The sequence below is a fragment of the Terrabacter sp. Root181 genome (assembly GCF_001428505.1).
Classification (GTDB): domain Bacteria; phylum Actinomycetota; class Actinomycetes; order Actinomycetales; family Dermatophilaceae; genus Terrabacter.
Map to the genome: position 1 here is coordinate 45,911 of NZ_LMHU01000007.1, position 19,290 is coordinate 65,200.

General features: G+C 72.3%; 16 protein-coding genes. 7 read left to right on the forward strand and 9 right to left on the reverse strand.

From position 1 onward, the window contains the following. Window positions 1–35 precede the first annotated feature (35 nt). The 5 genes from ASD90_RS14370 to ASD90_RS14390 all read left to right on the forward strand — a co-directional run bounded on the left by ASD90_RS14370 (window position 36) and on the right by ASD90_RS14390 (window position 7,092). The gene (locus tag ASD90_RS14370; RefSeq protein ID WP_056757877.1) at window positions 36–620 is read left to right on the forward strand and encodes a DUF3000 domain-containing protein; all 585 of its coding nucleotides are present in this window, start codon (window positions 36–38) and stop codon (window positions 618–620) included. Further along, the gene (locus ASD90_RS14375; protein WP_056757880.1) at window positions 617–1,894 is read left to right on the forward strand and encodes an HRDC domain-containing protein; all 1,278 of its coding nucleotides are present in this window, start codon (window positions 617–619) and stop codon (window positions 1,892–1,894) included. The genes ASD90_RS14370 and ASD90_RS14375 overlap by 4 nt, the downstream gene beginning before the upstream one ends. Before the next feature lie 175 nt (window positions 1,895–2,069). Further along, window positions 2,070–3,314 (forward strand): acetyl-CoA C-acyltransferase, encoded by a 1,245-nt coding sequence (locus tag ASD90_RS14380; RefSeq protein WP_056757884.1) that lies wholly within the window; start codon window positions 2,070–2,072, stop codon window positions 3,312–3,314. Then, a complete protein-coding gene (locus ASD90_RS14385) occupies window positions 3,311–5,440 on the forward strand; it encodes a 3-hydroxyacyl-CoA dehydrogenase NAD-binding domain-containing protein (protein WP_056757886.1) in 2,130 nt (709 codons plus the stop codon). Before ASD90_RS14380 ends, ASD90_RS14385 begins: the two co-directional genes overlap by 4 nt. A 122-nt stretch (window positions 5,441–5,562) precedes the next feature. Next, window positions 5,563–7,092: a UDP-N-acetylglucosamine 1-carboxyvinyltransferase gene (locus ASD90_RS14390; protein WP_056757889.1), complete on the forward strand. Its 1,530-nt coding sequence runs from the start codon at window positions 5,563–5,565 to the stop codon at window positions 7,090–7,092. Here the strand turns inward: ASD90_RS14390 and ASD90_RS14395 are convergent. Then, on the reverse strand, window positions 7,026–7,898 hold the full coding sequence (locus tag ASD90_RS14395; RefSeq protein ID WP_056757892.1) for a 2-oxo acid dehydrogenase subunit E2: 873 nt from the start codon (window positions 7,896–7,898) through the stop codon (window positions 7,026–7,028). The genes ASD90_RS14390 and ASD90_RS14395 overlap by 67 nt on opposite strands. Further along, the gene (locus ASD90_RS14400) at window positions 7,895–9,433 is read right to left on the reverse strand and encodes a carboxylesterase/lipase family protein (protein ID WP_235506674.1); all 1,539 of its coding nucleotides are present in this window, start codon (window positions 9,431–9,433) and stop codon (window positions 7,895–7,897) included. The genes ASD90_RS14395 and ASD90_RS14400 overlap by 4 nt, the downstream gene beginning before the upstream one ends. Window positions 9,434–9,601: 168 nt before the next feature. Here ASD90_RS14400 and ASD90_RS14405 point away from each other — a divergent pair, with 168 nt between their 5' ends. Beyond that, window positions 9,602–10,423: a 3-hydroxybutyrate dehydrogenase gene (locus tag ASD90_RS14405; RefSeq protein ID WP_082588745.1), complete on the forward strand. Its 822-nt coding sequence runs from the start codon at window positions 9,602–9,604 to the stop codon at window positions 10,421–10,423. A 92-nt stretch (window positions 10,424–10,515) separates the two neighbouring features. Next, window positions 10,516–12,402: a GAF domain-containing protein gene (locus tag ASD90_RS14410; RefSeq protein ID WP_056757898.1), complete on the forward strand. Its 1,887-nt coding sequence runs from the start codon at window positions 10,516–10,518 to the stop codon at window positions 12,400–12,402. 15 nt (window positions 12,403–12,417) lie between these two features. Here ASD90_RS14410 and ASD90_RS14415 read toward each other — a convergent pair whose 3' ends face one another. The 7 genes from ASD90_RS14415 to ASD90_RS14445 form a co-directional block, all read right to left on the reverse strand. Beyond that, a complete protein-coding gene (locus ASD90_RS14415; protein WP_056757901.1) occupies window positions 12,418–13,362 on the reverse strand; it encodes a DUF1254 domain-containing protein in 945 nt (314 codons plus the stop codon). Window positions 13,363–13,425: 63 nt separating this feature from the next. After that, window positions 13,426–14,355 carry an alpha/beta fold hydrolase gene (locus tag ASD90_RS14420; RefSeq protein ID WP_056757904.1) on the reverse strand — a complete coding sequence of 310 codons (930 nt, stop codon included), beginning with the start codon at window positions 14,353–14,355 and terminating at the stop codon, window positions 13,426–13,428. Next, on the reverse strand, window positions 14,352–15,500 hold the full coding sequence (locus ASD90_RS14425; protein WP_056757907.1) for a branched-chain amino acid ABC transporter permease: 1,149 nt from the start codon (window positions 15,498–15,500) through the stop codon (window positions 14,352–14,354). The genes ASD90_RS14420 and ASD90_RS14425 overlap by 4 nt, the downstream gene beginning before the upstream one ends. After that, entirely contained in the window at window positions 15,497–16,381 is an 885-nt protein-coding gene (locus ASD90_RS14430; protein ID WP_056757910.1) for a branched-chain amino acid ABC transporter permease, read from the reverse strand. Before ASD90_RS14430 ends, ASD90_RS14425 begins: the two co-directional genes overlap by 4 nt. Next, on the reverse strand, window positions 16,378–17,130 hold the full coding sequence (locus ASD90_RS14435) for an ABC transporter ATP-binding protein (RefSeq protein WP_082588746.1): 753 nt from the start codon (window positions 17,128–17,130) through the stop codon (window positions 16,378–16,380). Before ASD90_RS14435 ends, ASD90_RS14430 begins: the two co-directional genes overlap by 4 nt. After that, a complete protein-coding gene (locus ASD90_RS14440; RefSeq protein ID WP_056757913.1) occupies window positions 17,127–17,861 on the reverse strand; it encodes an ABC transporter ATP-binding protein in 735 nt (244 codons plus the stop codon). The genes ASD90_RS14435 and ASD90_RS14440 overlap by 4 nt, the downstream gene beginning before the upstream one ends. Before the next feature lie 16 nt (window positions 17,862–17,877). Beyond that, entirely contained in the window at window positions 17,878–19,098 is a 1,221-nt protein-coding gene (locus ASD90_RS14445; protein WP_082588747.1) for a substrate-binding domain-containing protein, read from the reverse strand. Between the last annotated feature and the right edge of the window lie 192 nt (window positions 19,099–19,290).

Here is a 19,290-nt window from a genome sequence, read left to right on the forward strand (position 1 = left end):
GGACAGATCGCCCGACTCCGGCATACCCTCATCTGGTGCACACGCGAACGTTGCCGGGCAACCACGGCGCGGTCTTCGCCAGGACGCTCAGCGCCCTGCGGGACGTCCGTCTGCGCTCCGAGGTGCGGCTGACCGAGGTGCCCGCGCCGACGCGCATCGCGCCGTATGCCGCAGCCCTGACCGCCGACGTCATCGACGTCGCCGACCCCGACGACGACCTCGCCACCGGTCGCTTCGTGCTGCTGCACGACCCGGCGGCCCCCGACACGTGGGACGGCCAGTGGCGCATCGTCACGTTCGCGCGGGCCGAGCTCGAGCCCGAGCTGGCCGGCGACCCGATGCTCGGGGCCGTCGGCTGGTCGTGGCTCACCGACTCCCTGGCCAACCGCAACCTCGGCTGGACGGCCGAGGCGGGCACGGTGACGCGTGTCGTGAGCGAGAGCTTCGCGGGACTCGCGGACCGCGAGGCCAGCGTCGAGATGGAGATCCGCGCCTCGTGGACACCGGTCGGCGGAGATGCCGTCGACCACCTGCGCGCCTGGGCCGACATGCTCTGCACCATTGCCGGCATCCCGCCCCTGCCCGACGGCGTCGTCCCCCTCCCGGGGCAGCGACGGTGACGGCAGAGCCGAACGAGCCCGCCGACGACCTCGACGCCGACCAGCCCGCCGACCTCGCACCAGACCTCGTCCCGCTGACCCACCCCCGTGACGGGGTGCCCGACGTCGTCGTCGACGAGCGCACCCTGATGCGCGCGGCCGAGGCCATCGGCTCCGGCACGGGTCCGGTCGGCATCGACGCCGAGCGGGCGTCCGGCTACCGCTACGGCCAGCGCGCCTACCTCGTCCAGATCAGGCGCGAGGGCTCCGGGTCCTGGCTCATCGACCCCATCGCCTGTCCCGACCTCTCCCCCGTCGGCGAGGCCATCGGCGACGCCGAGTGGATCCTGCACGCGGCCACCCAGGACCTCCCGTGCCTCGCCGAGGTCGGCCTCCACCCGCAGTCGCTCTTCGACACCGAGCTCGGCGGCCGGCTCGCCGGACTGCCTCGGGTCGGGCTGGGCGCCATGGTCGAGCACTACCTCGGCCTCCAGCTCGCCAAGGAGCACTCGGCGGTCGACTGGTCCGTGCGTCCGCTGCCCGAGCCGTGGCTGAGGTATGCCGCCCTCGACGTCGAGGTGCTCGTCGACCTCCGTGACGCGGTGGCCGCCGAGCTCGCCTCGCAGGGCAAGGCGGCCTGGGCCGCGGAGGAGTTCGAGCACCTGCTCGACTTCACCGGTCCCGAGCCACGCGTCGACCCGTGGCGGCGGACGTCGGGCATGCACAAGGTGCGTGGCCGCCGCGGCCTCGCCATCGTGCGCGAGCTGTGGCTCTGGCGCGACGCGGCGGCCCAGCAGCGCGACACCTCACCCGGACGGGTCCTGCCGGACGCCGCGATCAGCGAGATCGCCATCGCCAACCAGCGTGCGACCAAGCCGCCGCGCACCGTGGGCTCCGCCGAGCCCCGGCTCGCGCGCTCGGTGCGCCGCCACCAGGAGGCGATCCTCGAGGTCGTCGCGCGGGCGCTCGCGCTGCCCGAGGCTGACCTGCCCGTCCTGGCGCTCCCGCCGAGCGGGCCACCGCCGCCCAAGGCGTGGGCCGACCGCGACCCCGTCGCCGCGGCCCGCCTGGCGCGTGCCCGGGAGCTGCTCGGCGCGATCTCCGAGGAGCTGGCCGTGCCGGTCGAGAACCTCCTGACCCCCGACCTGCTGCGCCGCTTCCTGTGGGAGGGGCCGGCCGCCCCGTCGACCTCCGAGGTGGCCGAGGCCCTGTCTGGCATGGGCGCCCGGCGCTGGCAGACGACGATCACCGCGCCGCTCATCGCCGTCGCCTGCAGCGAGAACCCACCCGCCTGAGGGCCGCCCTCGTGGTCGAGGGTGTGGTGAGGATGGTCACCCGGAGGCCCGTTGGCCCGGAAGTTACCGAGAAGTAGTATCGAGGAGGCCGCGTCCGTCGCGGCCCGACGCCGGCGTCCGAGCCGGCCACCGACCCTGATCCGCAGCGATCACCCTCGATCCACTGGGAGGCACCGTGCCCCGCGCACTCAATGAGGTCGTCTTCGTCGACGGCGTCCGGACGCCGTTCGGCAAGGCCGGCGACAAGGGCATGTACGCCCAGACCCGCGCCGACGACCTCGTCATCCGGTGCATCCGCGAGCTGCTGCACCGCAACCCGAACCTGCCCAAGGACAAGGTCGAGGAGGTCGCCGTCGCCGCGACCACCCAGATCGGCGACCAGGGCCTCACCCTCGGCCGCACCGCGGCGCTGCTCTCGGGCCTGCCGAACACGACCCCCGGCTACTCCGTCGACCGCATGTGTGCCGGGGCCATGACCGCCGTCACCAACACGGCGAGCTCGATCGCCTTCGGTGCCTACGACATCGCCATCGCCGGCGGCGTCGAGCACATGGGTCGCCACCCCATGGGCGAGGGCGTCGACCCCAACCCGCGCATCGTCGCCGAGAAGATCGTCAACCCCGACGCACTCGTCATGGGCAAGACCGCCGAGAACCTCCACGACCGCTTCCCGCAGCTGACCAAGCAGCGGTCCGACGCCTTCGCGGTCGGCAGCCAGGACAAGCTCGCCCAGGCGTACGCCGACGGCAAGATCCAGCGCGACCTCGTCACCGTCGCGACGCGGCACGCCGAGCAGGGCTGGGGCATCGCGACCGCCGACGAGCCACCTCGCCCCGGCACGACGATCGACGAGCTCGGCCTGCTCAAGACGCCGTTCCGTGCGCACGGCAACGTCACCGCGGGCAACGCGGCCGGCCTCAACGACGGCGCGACCGCGTGCCTGCTCGCCTCCGAGCAGGCTGCCACCGATCTCGGGCTGCCGGTGCGGATGCGCCTCGTGTCGTTCTCGTTCGTCGGTGTCGAGCCGGAGGTCATGGGCGTCGGTCCGGTGCCGGCGACGGAGAAGGCCCTCGCCAAGGCGGGCCTCACCGTCGACGACATCGGCCTCTTCGAGCTCAACGAGGCCTTCGCCGTCCAGGTGCTCGCCTTCCTCGACCACTTCGGCATCGCCGACGACGACCCGCGCGTCAACGAGTACGGCGGCGCCATCGCCACCGGGCACCCGCTCGCCAGCTCGGGCGTGCGCCTCATGACCCAGCTCTCGCGCCAGTTCGAGGAGCACCCCGAGGTGCGCTACGGCCTGACCGCCATGTGCATCGGCATCGGCATGGGCGGCGCCGTCATCTGGGAGAACCCGCACCACGAGGACTACGAGTCCTCCACGACGACGAGTACGACCCACGAGGAGATCGCCCAGTGAGCGCCACCACGACCGAGAAGGCCACCACCGCCGACTTCGCGACCGAGGTCGTGACGCGCACCCCGGTGCGCGACGTCGCCCTGCCGGGCGGTGCCGGCACCCTCGCCCTCGTCACGCTCGACAACGGCTTCGACCACACCAGGCCCAACACCTTCGGGCCGCAGTCGATCGCCGGCCTCACGGCGACGATCGCAGGGCTGCGCGCGCGGGCCGAGGCCGGCGAGGTCGTCGCCGTCGCCGTCACCGGCAAGCCGTTCATCTTCGCCGTCGGCGCTGACCTCACCGGCGTGCCGTTCATCCGGTCGCGCGCCCAGGCGCTCGAGATCGCCCGGGCCGGCCACGCGGCATACGCCGCCTTCGCCGACCTGCCGGTGCCGACGTTCGCCTTCGTCAACGGGGCCGCCTTGGGCGGCGGTGTCGAGCTGGCGCTGTCGGCGACCTACCGCACCATGAGCGCCGGCGTGCCCGCCGTGGCCCTGCCCGAGGTCTTCCTCGGCCTCGTCCCCGGCTGGGGCGGCTGCTGGATGCTGCCCAACCTCGTCGGCGTCGAGAAGGCGATCACGGTCGTCATCGACAACCCGCTGAGCCAGAACCGCATGCTGCGGGGCGTGGACGCCTACCGCCTCGGGATGGCCGACGCGCTCTTCGAGCCGGCCGACTTCCTCGAGGAGTCCGTCGCCTGGGCCGCGCGCGTCCTCTCGGGCGAGGTCACCGTCGAGCGCCCAGAGGTCGACCGCGACGATACGACGTGGAACGCCGCGATCGCCAAGGCCAAGGGGCTCGCCGACGTCAAGACGGGCCGTCAGGCGAAGAGCCCGTATGCCGCGCTCGACCTGCTCGCCGCCGCCCGCACCGCGACCCGCGAGGAGGGCTTCGCCGCCGAGGACGAGGTGCTCGCCGACCTGCTCATGAGCGACGAGCTGCGCGCCGGTCTCTACGCCTTCGACCTCGTGCAGAAGCGGGCCAAGCGTCCCGCCGGAGCCCCCGACAAGGCCCTCGCGCGTCCCGTCACGAAGGTCGGCATCGTCGGCGCCGGACTCATGGCCAGCCAGCTCGCGCTGCTCTTCATCCAGCGCCTCCAGGTGCCGGTCGTGCTGACCGACATCGACGAGGAGCGCGTCGCCAAGGGCGTCGGCTACGTCCACGCCGAGCTCGACAAGCTCGCCGGCAAGGGCCGCCTGAGTCCCGACAAGCTGAACCGGTACAAGGCTCTCGTGAGCGGGTCGACGAGCAAGGAGGGCTTCGCCGACGCCGACTTCGTCATCGAGGCGGTCTTCGAGGAGATGTCGGTCAAGCAGCAGGTCTTCGCCGAGGTCGAGGCCGTCGTCTCCCCCGAGTGCGCGCTGGCGACCAACACCTCGAGCCTGTCGGTCGCCGAGATGGCCTCAGGGCTCGAGCACCCGGAGCGCGTCGTCGGCTTCCACTTCTTCAACCCGGTCGCCGTCATGCCGTTGCTCGAGATCATCCCCGGCGAGCGCACCGACGACCCCACGCTCGCCACGGCGTTCGCCGTCGGCAAGGCGCTGAGGAAGACCTGCATCCGTGCGGCCGACCGGCCCTCGTTCATCGTCAACCGCCTCCTCGGCCGCTTCATGGGCGAGGCCGCGAAGATCCTCGACGAGGGCACGCCGATCGAGGTCGTCGATCGGGCCTTCGCGGGCCTCGCGCCGATGCCGCCCTTCGTCCTCATCGGGCTCGTCGGCCCGGCCATCGCGCTGCACAACGGCGAGACGCTGGTGCGCGCCTTCCCCGACCGGTTCTACGCCTCGCCGACGCTCCAGCGGATCGTCGCGGCCGGCAAGCGCGGCTTCTACGACCTGAGCTCGGGTCGCCCGGTGCTCGACCCCGAGGTGGCCGAGCTCATCGAGAAGCCGACCGAGCCGGCCGTGCTCGACCTCGCCCAGGTGCGCCAGCGCGTCCTCACGGTCCTGGCCGACGAGGCCCGCCGGATGCTCGACGAGGGCGTCGCGCAGGCTCCCATGGACATCGACCTGGCGATGATCACCGGCGCGGGCTTCCAGTTCTGGAACGGCGGCATCACGCCGCTCCTCGACCGCACCGGCGTCGCCGAGGCCGTGACCGGCTCGCGCTTCCTGCCAGAGGGCGTCGCCAACGCGCGCGGCTGACCCAGCCACACGGCATACGCCATCGCTGTTCGGAGGCCACGGACCCCGGGGACGTCCCGGTCCGTGGCCTCCGGCCGTGCGGCGGATTTGCCGTAACTCATATATGAGTTAGCCTCGACGTCGTGCCTCAGACCTATCTGACCCGGATCGGCGGACTCATCCGCGACGCGCGACGCCACAAGGGGATGACCCAGTCGGACCTCGCGGACCTCCTCGGTACCTCGCAGGGCGCCGTCACCCGCATCGAGCAGGGCAAGCAGAACCTCAGCCTCGACATGCTGGCCAAGATCGGCGACGCCCTCGACTCCGAGTTCGTCTCGCTCGGCCACTCCGGCCCGCAGCACCTGCGCATCGTCGGTGGCCAGAAGCTCACCGGCTCGATCGACGTCAAGACCTCCAAGAACGCCGCCGTCGCGCTCCTGTGCGCGGCCCTGCTCAACCGCGGCCGCACCACCCTGCGCAGCCTCGCCCGCATCGAGGAGGTCAACCGCATCCTCGAGGTGCTCGCCTCCATCGGCGTCAAGACGCGCTGGCTGCCCGACAGCAACGACCTGGAGATCATCCCGCCGGCCGAGCTCAACCTCGACGACATCGACGTCGCGGCCGCCCGCCGCACCCGCACCGTCATCATGTTCCTCGGGCCGCTGCTCCACGAGCACGACGCCTTCCAGCTGCCGTACGCCGGCGGCTGCGACCTCGGTACCCGCACCGTCGAGCCCCACCTGGCCGCGCTGCGCGCGTTCGGGCTCGAGGTCACCGCGACGCACGGCTTCTACGAGGCGCGCTCGGACCGCTCGGTCAGCCCTGACCGTGCCATCGTGCTCACCGAGCGCGGCGACACGGTCACCGAGAACGTCCTCATGGCGGCCGCGCGCCACCCCGGTACCACGGTCATCCGCAACGCGAGCCCCAACTACATGGTCCAGGACCTGTGCTTCTTCCTCGAGAAGCTCGGCGTGCGCATCGACGGCATCGGCACGACGACCCTGACGGTCCACGGCGTCGCCGAGATCGACGTCGACGTGGAGTACTCCCCCAGCGAGGACCCCATCGAGGCGATGAGCCTCATCGCCGCCGCCGTCGTCACCGACAGCTCGATCACGATCCGTCGGGTGCCGATCGAGTTCATCGAGATCGAGCTCGCGACCCTCGACGGCATGGGGATGAAGTACGACCTGACGCCGGAGTACACCTCGGCCAACGGCAAGACGCGTCTCGTCGACCTCACGACGATCCCCGGGCCGCTCCACGCGCCGACCGACAAGATCCACCCGATGCCGTTCCCGGGCCTCAACATCGACAACCTGCCGTTCTTCGCGCTCATCGGGGCCGTCGCCGAGGGCAGCACGATGATCCACGACTGGGTCTACGAGAACCGGGCCATCTACCTCACCGAGCTGACGAAGGTCGGCGCCAAGGTGCAGCTGCTCGACCCGCACCGCGTCATCGTCGAGGGCCCGACCCGCTGGCGCGCGGCCGAGGTCGTGTGCCCGCCGGCGCTGCGTCCCGGCGTCGTCGTGCTGCTCGCGATGCTCGCCGCGCCGGGCACGTCGGTGCTGCGCAACGTCTACGTCATCAACCGCGGCTACGAGGACCTCGCCGAGCGCCTCAACGCGCTCGGCGCGACGATCGAGGTCTTCCGCGACATCTGACCCCGGTCGTCCGGCGGCGCTGCATTCTCGTCGAGGGCGGCCGCCGTCTCCACCAGGCCACGTAACGTCTCGACGAACCGGGCCGCCGGCGCGCCGTCGACCACGGCATGGTCGAAGCTCAGCGTGAGCGGCAGCATCGGTCTGGCCACCACGACGCCGTCGACGACCACGGGCCGGTCGACGACGGCACCGACCGTGGCGATGACCGTGAGCGGCGCCAGCGGGATCGCCCATCCCCACCCGTGGGTGAACATCCCGATCGACGTCACTCCGACCGCCGGGCCGAAGGTCGCCGACACGGACGGCCGCCTCGCGGCCAGCCGGATCGCCGTGCGCCGGAGTGGACCGGGCAGGCGCAGCACCTGCGCGACGAGGCCCCGCTGTGGATGCGGCGCGGCCGGGCCCACCTTCGCCTCGTGCAGCTGCCGGGTGATCTCGACGCAGCCCAAGCGGTCAGCGCCACGCACGACCACGATGTCGAGCACGGGACGCCCCTGCCCCGGCCGCTCGACCGTGGCGCCGATGTCGACGCGGTCGAAGGTGATGACGCTGCTGCCCGACATCCGGGCGTTGACGTCCGGGTGCAGCGCCACAGCCCGCGCCACGCTGGCGATGACGAAGGCGGTCCAGGTCAGGGGTTCCCGCGCTCTGTGGATCCGCGCACGGGCCTCGCTCACGTCGAGCTCGACGAGCGCGTGCACCTGGAACCGTCGGCTCGCTCCCGCCAACCGGTCGAGCACCGGCCGGCGGTCACGAGGGACCCGCTGGACCACGTAGCCCGGGTCTCGGCCTCGGCCCGCGGTCACCGGAGGTCCTTCCAGAAGGCACGCTCCCAGGCCCGGGGGTCGTGCACGACCGACGAGGTGGTGTCGAGGTGCATCGTGGCGCGTCCGACGCGCTCGTAGGCGGGCCAGCCCGGGTCACCGGTCGTCGCGAACGAGATCCACGCGGAGTGCATCGTCCGCGCCAGCTCCTGCGGCGGGTCGGGCCCGAGCAGAGGCCCGAAGAGCGGGGCGTCCGGCCGGGCCGTGTCGAAGACGAAGGGGACCTCGAGAGCATGGACCGCTCCGAGTCCGGGCGACGGCCACGCGAACTCGTACATGAACGTCCGTGCGGGCGCCGCCCAGTGGGCCTCGGCGAGGCGGAGGGCCGGGATGCGCATCCACCAGTCCGTCTGCACCGCGGCCAGCAGGTCACCGGGACCCGCACCGGGACAGCGCTCCCGGTACGCCGGCAGGGCGCTCTGAGCCGCGAGGCCGTAGGCCGCGAGGCACTGGTGCCCATAGGTTCCGACCGGGCCGGCGAGGACCTCCTCGGTGATCCTGGACATCGCTCCACTGACGATCAGCCACAGCTTCCAGTCGTCGGTGTTCGTCCCGATGAGGACGTCGACGCCGTCGGCCGACCCTGCGGCGATGCACTCGACCGGCGGAGCGGGCAGGACCGTGCCGTCCACGGTGGGCTGCCACGGCATGGTGCTCGTCACGACGTCGAGGCCCCAGCGCCCGGGGTCCGGGTGCGCAAGGAGGTCCTGCTTCAGCGCGGCCTGCGCGGCGAGCAGCCGCGGGACACCGGCGCCGGCGATCGCGGCGCGGGTCGGGGCCACGCCGAGCCGGGTGGCCAGGTCGCGGGCGATCGCGAGCGCGTCGGGCGGTGCGATCACGTGGTGCCCCGCACCGCTCTGCAGGATCGCTCGCCGGAAGAGGCCCGTGGCCCGGGGCATGGCCAACAGGCAGCCGATGCTCATCGCCCCGGCCGACTCCCCGAACACGGTGACGTTGCCCGGGTCGCCACCGAAGCCGGCGATGTTGTCGCGGACCCACTCGAGAGCCGCCACCTGGTCGAGGAGGCCGAGGTCGGCGATCCCGTCGTCGAGGTAGAGGAAGCCCTCGGCTCCCGGACGCCAGTTGATGACGACGCACACGACGCCGTCCCGGGCGAAGGAGGTCCCGTCGTACACCGCGGTCGAGCTCAGCTCGAACATCCCGCCCTGGATCCACACCATCACCGGCAGGCCGGCAGCGCCGAGATCCGGCGTCCAGATGTTGAGGTTGAGGCAGTCCGTCGAGGGGTCCCCCCGCTCCACCGCCCCGAACGCGTCGCCGACGTCGTCCCAGTCCTCCGCGGCACCGGCACCGGGGCCGCCGGTGCGCGGGGGTGCGACCTGCGGGGGCTCCGCCCCGGGGCGGGTCGCGTCGCGCACGCCCTCCCACGGTGGATGGGGCCTCGGCGGCTGGAGCCGGTCGGCACCGACGGGCGGGGCGGCATACGGAACCCCGAGGAACGTGTGGACGCCCTCGGTGACGGCGCCCCGGACCGACCCCCCGTTCGTCCTGGCCACGGTCTGCACCTCTCCAGCGTCCGGGCCGCGGCGTCGGCGCCGCCAGAGGCAAAGGTCCCGGCACCGTCCCGGCGTGGTCCGGGACGTGATGTCGGTCCACATGGGATCGGGGGTTTTGTGTTCGTCCGCCACACAGGTGGCCCGGACCCCCGTACCTAGTCTTCCCGCATGGCCGACGCCCCCGACGACGCACGCGACGACGCCCCGGACCGCTTCCGACGCGGCTCCCTGGCGGTCAACGACCCCATCGACCTGACCGGGCGCACGGCCCTCGTCACCGGCGCCGCGAGCGGCATCGGCGCGAGCGTGGCCGTCGCCCTCGCGGCCGCCGGAGCCAAGGTGCACGCCGTCGACCGCGACGAGGAGGGCCTCGCCTCGCTCGCCGAGGGCTCGGGCATCGCCACGATCGCGGCGGACCTCGCCGACCTCGAGGCGCTGACCGACCTGCCGACCGAGGTCGACATCCTCGTCAACAACGCCGGCATCCAGCACGTGAGCCCGATCGAGGACTTCCCGCTCGACCGCTTCGACTTCATCCTCGACCTCATGCTCGTCTCGCCGTTCCGGCTGATCCGACAGAGCCTGCCCCACATGTACGACCGTGGCTGGGGTCGCGTCGTCAACATCTCCAGCGTCCACGGCCTGCGCGCCAGCGCCTTCAAGTCGGCCTACGTCACCGCCAAGCACGGGCTCGAGGGACTCTCGAAGGTCGTCGCGCTCGAGGGAGCCCTGCACGGCGTCACGTCGACGTGCATCAACCCCGCCTACGTGCGGACGCCGTTGGTGGAGAAGCAGATCGCCGACCAGGCCCGCACCCACGGCATCCCCGAGTCCGAGGTCGTCGAGAAGGTCATGCTGGCGCCCGTCGCGGTCAAGCGCCTCGTGGAGCCAGACGAGGTCGCGGCGCTGACGCTCTTCCTGTGCGGTCCGGCATCCGGCTCGATCACCGGCACGTCCTTCTCGATGGACGGCGGCTGGACCGCGCACTGAGCGCGCCTCGACGCCGACGACCCCGCCCGCGACCCCGCGTCGCCGCCCCGACCACCCGCCCATCGAGTCCCGACCCCGCCTAGGATCTGCCCGTGGCCACCCGCAGCGAGACGCAGCCCGCCGACCAGGCGGGTGCTGAGCAGGCCGACCAGGTCGTCGGCCTGCTCGAGCTGCTGGCCGCCGACGCACCGGTCGCCGAGATCGCCGCCGCCGACGCCCCGAGCGAGGCGCGGGACCTCGCGCTGCGGATCGCGAGCGCCCGCGAGGTCCACCAGCACCGCGAGGCCGGCCTGGCCGCCCTGCTCGACACGGCCCGCGAGCTCGCGACCGAGAGCGACCCGGGCTCGGTGCTCGACGCGATCGTGCGCCGGGCACGCCGCCTCGTCGGCACCGACCTCGCCTACCTGACGCTCTACGACCCCGACGCCGGCGACACCTTCATGCGAGCCACCGACGGTTCCGTCTCGGCGGTGTTCCAGTCGGTGCGGCTCGCGCTGGGCGCCGGCCTCGGCGGCCTCGTCGCCTCGACGCGCAAGCCCTACTGGACGGCCGACTACTGGGCCGACGAGCGCTTCCGCCACACCAACGCGATCGACGGCGCCGTCGGCGAGGAGGGCATCATCGCGATCTGCGGGACGCCGCTCATCGTCGAGAAGCACTTCGTCGGCGTGCTCTTCGCCGCCAACCGGTCCTCGCGCCCGTTCACCCGCGAGGAGGTCGGCCTCCTCGGCAACCTCGCCACCCTGGCCGCGGTCACCCTGGTGCAGACCCGCGCCCTCGCCGACGCCGAGAACGCCCTGGCCGCCCTGTCGGACGCCCACGAGACGGTCCGGCAGTACGCCGAGGGCGTGGAGAAGGCGGCCGCCGCGCACGACCGCTTCGCCTCCCTCGTGCTCGGTGGCGGCGGCGTCGACGACATCACCCACGCCCTCGCCGAGCTGCTGGGCGGCTGGGCCGTGCTCGTCGACGAGCACGGCCACCGGCACAGTGCGTCCGGTCCCGCCCCGGCGCACGACGACACCGGGAGCGACCCCTTCTCCGCCCTCGACGCCATCCCCGACCTCGGTGCCGGTCGCCTCGTCGAGCGCGACGGCGTCTATGCCGTGGCCGTCACCGCTGCGCGCGAACGGCTCGGCACGATCTATGTCGGCGGCCTGACCCTCAGCGACTCCGACCAGCGCACCGTCGAGCGCGCCGGTGTCGTCACGGCCCTCGTCCTGCTCTTCGAGCGGCAGGCCGCAGACGCCCGGCAGTCCGCGCGCAACCGCCTCGTCAGCGACCTCGTGAGCGCACGGGGCTCCCGGGAGGAACGCCTGACGCTCGCCCGCGCCGTCGGCTTCGACCCGCAGAAGCCCTTCTGCCTGCTCGTGCTCCGGGGCGACGAACCGACCGGCCACCGGGCCCTGCTCATCTCCGCGAGCGCAGCCACGGGCGAGGCCTCGCTCGTCGGCTCCCACGACGGCGACGTCATCGCGCTCGTGCCCGGGACCGACGCCGACGGCCTGGCCCGCGCCGTCGCCGCACGCATCGGCAAGCGCACGTGCGTCACCGTGGCCGGTGTCGGTCCGGTCAGCGACGTCGACGACGTGAGCGAGGCGCACGAGGAGGGGCACCGCACCGTCGGCGCGCTCATCGCGCTCGGCCACCGGGGCAAGGGCGCTGCCGCGACCCAGCTCGGCTTCGCCGGTCTCATCGTCGGATCCGCTCCCGACGTCGACGAGTACGTCCGCAAGCTCCTGGGCCCCGTCCTCGACTACGACGAGCGGCGCGGCACCGACCTCGTGGGCACCCTGGCGGCCTACTACGCGGCCGGTGGCAGCCCCCGGCACGCCGCCGGCACGCTGCACGTCCACGTCAACACGGTCTCGCAGCGCCTCGAGCGCATCGCAGCGTTGCTCGGGGAGACCTGGCAGCATCCCGACCACTCGCTCGAGCTGCAGATCGCGCTGCGCCTGCGCGCCCTCCAGGCCCCGGCCTGACCCCTGGCCCGCCCGTCACCGCGAGACCGTGATCTCGGGAAAGGTCCACGACCCGTCGAGCACCTCGGACCGTGGCCGGTAGAGGCGCACGAGGTAGTTCCAGCCGTCCTTGATGCCGAGGCAGTTGGGCCGGCCGTCACCACACCCACCGAAGTGGACCGTCACCGAGCCGTCGGGATCACGCTCGGCGGTGAGGTCGTTGACGCTCACCGCGCTCCCGTCGTCGTCGAAGTAGCCGTCCGCGTTGTAGAGCGAGATCGACCAGAAGCCGTCGACCGGCACCTCCCGCACCGTGAGCTGGTACTCCCCCGGCGGCAGGCCCGGATCGACGTTGACGTACGTCGCCTCACCCGATGGCAGCCCACCCCACCCGGCAGCCGTCCCGACGAGGTGACGGACGGGATCGACGTCCTGGCGCGCCCCGAACGCGCCGTCGAAGCCGGCATACCCCTTGCCGAGCTCGAGCAGGGCAGACCGCGTGCGGTCCAGCGACGCAGCATCCCAGGCCGGGGCCGTGAACGGGCGGGCCGAGGCAGCCGTGAGGGCGATCCGGTCCTGCAGTGCGTTGACCGCCCCGACGTCGTCGGGATCAGTGGGGTCGACGAGGGTCCGGATCGCGACGAGGACGTAGTCGGTGTCGTAGCGCTCCGTCGTCAGCTCGTGCCGACCCGGCTCGTGGAGCACGGCGTTGACGTAGTGGTCGCGGTTCACGACCATCGCCGAGAGGTAGCGCCCTCCGGTGTCGGGCAGTGTGAGCACCGCGCCCTCGCTGAGGTCGACGACGGCGGCGCTGTAGAGCGTGTCGCGGTTCATCCGGATCACCGGCTGGTGCGTCAGGGGCGTCGGCGTACGCGAGTGGTTGAGGCGGTTGACTCCGCCGGCGTCCGCGGCGAGCGCGGTGAACATCCGGTCCGTCTCGGCGCGCGCGAAGGTGTCTGCATCGACGTTCATCCCGTTCATGCGAGCAGGATCCGACGCCGTCGTCCCCGCCGACATCACCCGCAGACGGTGATCCGCTCGTCGTCAGCCGGCGAGCAGCCGGTCCACGGCGTCGGCGACGGCCGTGACCCCACGGTCGCCGAGGATGACGTCGTAGTGGTTGGCGTCGACACGTGTGGTCCGCACACCGTCCGGGACGTGCAGCGCCGCCAGCCGGGACTCGTCGTAGAGCCCCTGAGGCTCGTCGAGCAGGCCGCGCTCGGCCCACACGAGCTCGGTCCGGACGCCGTGCTCGACCGCGGTCCGCAGGCCGGCATGGGTCTCCGGGTCTGCCATGACGTCGGCCCCGTCGGCCCGCACGGCGTCCAGGACGCACGTGCTGTGCCACTGCCCGTCCGCGGGGTCGTGCACGAGGTCGTGCTCGATGTAGGCCCGTGCGGCATCGCCGCCGGGTCCGTCGAGCACCGGACCGAGGGCGGGGTGCCCGGACCAGAAGGCGAGGTATGCCGCGGGGCCGGCGAAGCGCATCGACAGCCGGTCCATGGCCGGACCGATCACCGACTGGAGGGCGGCGTCGACGTCGAGGTCGTCGGGCACGGGGAAGGCGAGACCTCCGTCGACGAGCGCGGCCGCGGGGAACCGGTCGGGGTGGCGGGCCGCGGCCAGGGCCGCGATGAAGGCACCCATGGAGTGTCCGACGAGGACCGGGGCCGAGCCGAACACGGTCGCGATGGAGGTCAGGTCGTCGACGTGGGCGCCCAGACCGTACGGACCGGGAGCCGACCGGCTGTCACCGCGCCCGCGCAGGTCGGGGGCGAGGAACCGGACGCCACCGGGACCGTGGCGGCGGCCGATCTCGTCGGCCACCCGTCGCCACGAGAGGCCGTTGGCCGTGATGCCGTGGACGGCGAGCACCACGGGCGCGTCGGCTGCCGGAGTCCCGAGGCTGAGGTCGTGGATGGCGAGGCTCCCCTCGGGCAGCTCGATGACGAAGGCGGACGGCGTGGTGCTCATCGTGACCCTGACCTCCTGATCAGTCTCCCACCGAGCCCGGTCAGGCCCGATGGTGCGAAGTAGACCACGACGACGAAGAAGACGCCGAGGATGAAGAGCGGCTGTGACAGCACCTGGCGCACGACGACGGGCAGGTCCTGCAGGACGGCGGCGTTGCTCACCTCGACGAGCCGCGCGTCCGCGTAGGTGTAGAGCACCCCTCCGATGACGGCGCCCCAGCGGCTTCCCGCTCCACCGAGGACGACCATGACCAGCAGCGAGAGCGTGAACTCCGACGTGGTCAGGTGGGGGTTGGAACCACCGAGCACGAGGGCGTGGACGACGCCACCGAGGGCGCCGAGGAACGACCCGACGACGATGGCGAGGAGCTTGACCCGGTACGTCCCGAAGCCGAGGACCGCGGCGCGCTGCTCGTTCTCGCGTACCGCCGCCATCGCGTGGCCGGCTCGTGACCGCACGAGCAGCGTGACGACGGCCCAGGCGACGACGACGAAGGCCAGGGCGAGCCAGAAGCGGTACGGCGCGTTGGCGACGCCGACGAGCACGTCGGGCACGGCCGCGCGGTCGAGGGGGCGCCCCTCCTCGCCCCCGGTCACGCCTCCCGGGTTGCGCATGACGATGATCGACGCGGCCTGGGCGAAGGCGAGGGTGACCATCGCGAAGGCGATGCCGCCGACGCGCAGGGCGATGCCGCCCACGACGACGGCGAGCAGCGTGGACAGGCCCAGCGCGACGGGCACCGCGAGCGCAAGGGGCAGTGCCCAGGTGGAGAGCGAGATCGTCAGCAGGTAGCTGCCGGCAGCGACGAACAGGGCGTGCCCGAAGCTGAGCAGGCCCGTGCGACCGAAGAGGACGTCGTAGCTCAGCGCGATCCCGCCGATGACGAGGCACGTCGCGAGCAGCTGCATCGAGCCGGGACCGTTGACCCGTCCCGGCAGGACGCCCGGCAGCTCGATGGGGACGTAGGGCAGGTAGGCGAGCACCGCCAGGCCGACGACGGCGGGCAGCGCCCGGACGACGCGTCGCGCGGCGTGGCTCCCCTCCCCCGACGCCGTGGGCGTCGTCGAGGCCGTGGCCTCACCCTCTCCGTCCGGGGTCACCGAGGGCGTATGCGTGTCCGTGAGGTGGTCGGTGGGCGACGTCATGCCGTCGCTCCCTTCAGGGAGGTCGGTCGGAGCAGGAGGACCAGTGCGAGGAGCAGCACGACCGACAGGTCGCCGACCCCGCTCGCGGCGTAGTAGTTGGCGAGCTGCTGGACGAGCCCGACGACCACGGCTGCGACGGCGGTCCCCGTCAGGGAGCCCATGCCGCCGATGACGACGACGATGAAGGCGAAGATGAGCAGCGAGCCGCCCTGCGCGGGTGACACGGCACCGGCGTACTGCGAGTAGAGCACCCCCGCGAGGCCGGCCGCGGCTCCACCGAGCGCGAAGACGATGGTGAACGTGCGGTGGACGTTGATGCCCAGCGCCTCGACCATCGTCCGGTTCTCGACGCCGGCCCGGATCACGAGGCCGAGGCGAGTCAGGTGGAGCAGGGCGAGCAGCCCGCCGAAGAGGGCGAGCGCGACGAGGAGGTAGACGAACCGGTCGTTCGGCAGGCGTGCGCCGAGGACCTCGGTCGTGCCGCTCATCCAGACCGGCTTGTCGACGGGGCGTGGGTCGGCGCCCCAGATGCCTTGGGCCGCAGCAACGCCCGCGAGCGAGAGGCCCACGGTGACGAGGACCTGCTGGATGTGGTGGCGGTAGAGCGGCCGGATGAGGACGACCTCGACGACGAGGCCGACGACGGCCCCGAGCGCGATGGCAGCGACGACCCCGACCCCGAGTCGGCCCGCCACCGGCCACGCGGCAGGCAGGGCCCCCATCGTCAGCCAGGCGGCATACGACCCCGCGGTCATGAAGACGCCGTGGGCGAAGTTGAGCACTCCCATGAGGCCGTAGATGAGGCTGAGGCCGCTCGCGGCGATGAAGTAGAGGGCGCCCAGCCCGAGACCCGTGACGAGGAGCAGGACGAGGTCGCTCACGCTGCTCCCTCCCGTCGCATCGAGACCCCGAGGAGCTCACGCGTCAGGTCGGCGTCGGCCACGAGGTCGGCCGCGGCCCCGCGGTGCACGACGGTGCCGGCGTCGAGGACGACGACGCGGTCCGCGATGCGACGCACGAGCGGGAGGTTCTGCTCGACGAGGAGGACCGGGGTCGTGCGTGCCACCTCGGCGAGCACGTCGGCGACCTCGGTGACGAGCTTGGGGGCCAGGCCCTTCGTGGGCTCGTCGACGAGCAGGAGGGCGTTCTCGCGCAGCAGGACCCGGGCGAGCGCGACCATCTGCTGCTGGCCGCCCGAGAGCGTGCCGGCCCGCTGTGCCCGGCGCGGGACGAGGTCGGGGAAGAGCCGCGCCACCACGTCGGCGTCGACACCGCGGACGGGGTCGACGAGCCGGAGGTTCTCGTCGACGGTCAGGCCGCCGAAGACCTCCCGGTCCTCCGGCACGTAGCCGATCCCGCCACGCACGATCCGCGCCGTCGTCAGGCCCTGGATCTCTCTGCCCTGCAGCAGGATGCGTCCCGTGCGTGGTGCCAGACCGATGATCGACCTGAGGGTCGTCGTCTTGCCGACGCCGTTGCGGCCCAGCAGCGCCGTCACGCCGGTCGCCGGCACGTCGAAGGACACACCCTGGAGGATGTGCGACCCGCCGTAGCGGACATGGACGTCGTCGAGGCTGAGGACGGGCAGCACGGCGCCGTCGCCTCCGACCGACGGGTTCTGATCGCTCACAGTGCTTCTCCCAGGTAGGCCTGCTGGACCCGCTCGTCGCCCGTCACCTCGGTCGGCGCGCCGACCGCGAGCAGCTGCCCGTGGTGTAGGACGGCCACGCGGTCGGCCAGGCCGAGGACGACGTGCATGTGGTGCTCGACCATCGCCACGGCCACCCCCGAGTCACGGACCTCGCCGATGATCTCGGTCAGCCCGTCCACGTCCTCGGCCGAGACGCCGGCCATCGGCTCGTCGAGGAGCAGCACCGCAGGGTCGGAGGCGAGGGCCATCGCGAGCTCGAGCTTGCGACGGTCGCCGTGCGAGAGGTCACCCGCGAGCGTGTCCGCGCGACCCGGCATACGCACCCGGGCGAGGAGCGACTCGATGACGCCCGACGACGCCGACCCTGCGGCCCGGAAGGGCGAGAAGGAGGCGCCGCCGACCGCCTGGACGGCGAGCCGGACGTTCTCCCCCGCCGACAGGCCGTCGAAGAGGGCGGACGTCTGGAAGGAGCGCGCCAGTCCCATCCGGGCGCGCCTGGTGGCGCTGGCTCCCGTGACGTCCTTCTCCTGCAAGGTGATCCGACCGGTCGACGGCCTGGTCACCCCACTGAGGATGTTGACGAACGATGACTTGCCCGCCCCGTTGGGGCCGATGATGCCGAGCAGCTCACCAGCCCCCACGGTCAGGGAGACGTCGTCGAGGATCTGGGCGCCGCCGACCTTCCAGCCGACCGCCTCTGCGCTGATCACGTCGGAAGGTGTCCGATCACTTGAAGGGTGTGACGGGCGGCGCGACGGTTGCTGCGTCGAGCGTGTCGACGAGCTGCGGCACGACGTTGCTGCCGTCCTTCTTCAGGTTCGCCGTGAACATCGGCTGCAGGAGGGCGTGGTCCTCGGCCCGGATCTCGAGGGAGCCCTTGGGTCCGTCGAACGTCCACCCCTCCAGGGCGGTGACCATCTTGTCGACGTCACCGCCGCCCGCCTCGAGCGCGTGGACGATCATCTGGCCCGCGACGAAGCCGTCGTTGGTGAAGAGGTCAACAGTGGCGCCCTGCTTCTTCAGCCCGGCATCGAGGGCCTGGTAGGCGGCGTTGTCCGCCGCGCCATCGAAGAAGTGGGAGAGGAAGTCGATCTTCGTCGCGACCTCGCCGAAGAGGGCGTGCGTCGCCTTGATGTCGAGGCCGGTGACGACCTTCGTCGAGTCGAAGACGCCCTGCTGGCCGAGGGTCGTCCACATCGCCGTGGCGTTGGCGCCGGCCCAGGCGACGAAGAGGAGGTCGGGGGCAGCCCCCTTGACCTTGGTCGCGAACGGCGTCAGGTCGGTCGCCGCCGAGGGCACCTCCACGGCGCTGACCGTCGCGCCCTTGGCACCGAGGATCGCCGTCACGGCAGCGACGTTGGCCTTGCCGAAGGCACTGTCCTGCGCCAGCACCGTGACCTTCTTGCCCTTGACGTCACCGAGCATGGTGCCCGCGGTCGCGACGTCCTGGTAGGTCTGCCGGCCCGAGCGGAACGTGTAGCGGTTCGCTCCGGTCACGGCGTCGGCGGCGGCCGGGCCGGAGATGAAGAGCACCTTGTTGTCCTTGGCGAGCGGGGCGACCTGCAGGGCCACGCCGCTGGAGGTCGAGCCGGCGATGATCGTGTTGCCCTGCCCGATGAGGTCGGTCGCCGAGGCGACGGCCTTGGCCGGGTCACCCGCGTCGTCCTGCTCGGTGATCTGGATCGTGTGGCCGGCGACCGCGCCGGTCCCCTTGGTGGCGTAGTCGATGCCCGCCGTGAGGCCCTGACGGTACTGCTCGCCGTAGCTCGCGAGCGGTCCGGACTTCGAGTAGACGAGACCCACCTTGTACGGCTCGCCGGCGCCGCCCGAGGCGGCTCCCGTGCCGTTGTCGGCGGGCGCTGCGCCCGGCTGGCCGGGAGAGCCGCAGGCTGCGACCGACAGCGTGATCATGGCGCTCGCGAGCGCGAGACTCCACCGCTTGGACACCGATGTCCTCCACCTCTGGCGGGCGCTCGCGCCTTTGCTGCAACGAGATCCGTTGACGCCCAACCGTTTCGGCGAAAGTAGTTCAGCCTCGAACGGCCCACGGTGGTCTCGGAGACCACAAAGCAGGGGTCGCCATGTGTCTCACAGCCACCTGTGGGTCGGAGGCCGGGCGCCCTTGCCGGCCCAGCGACA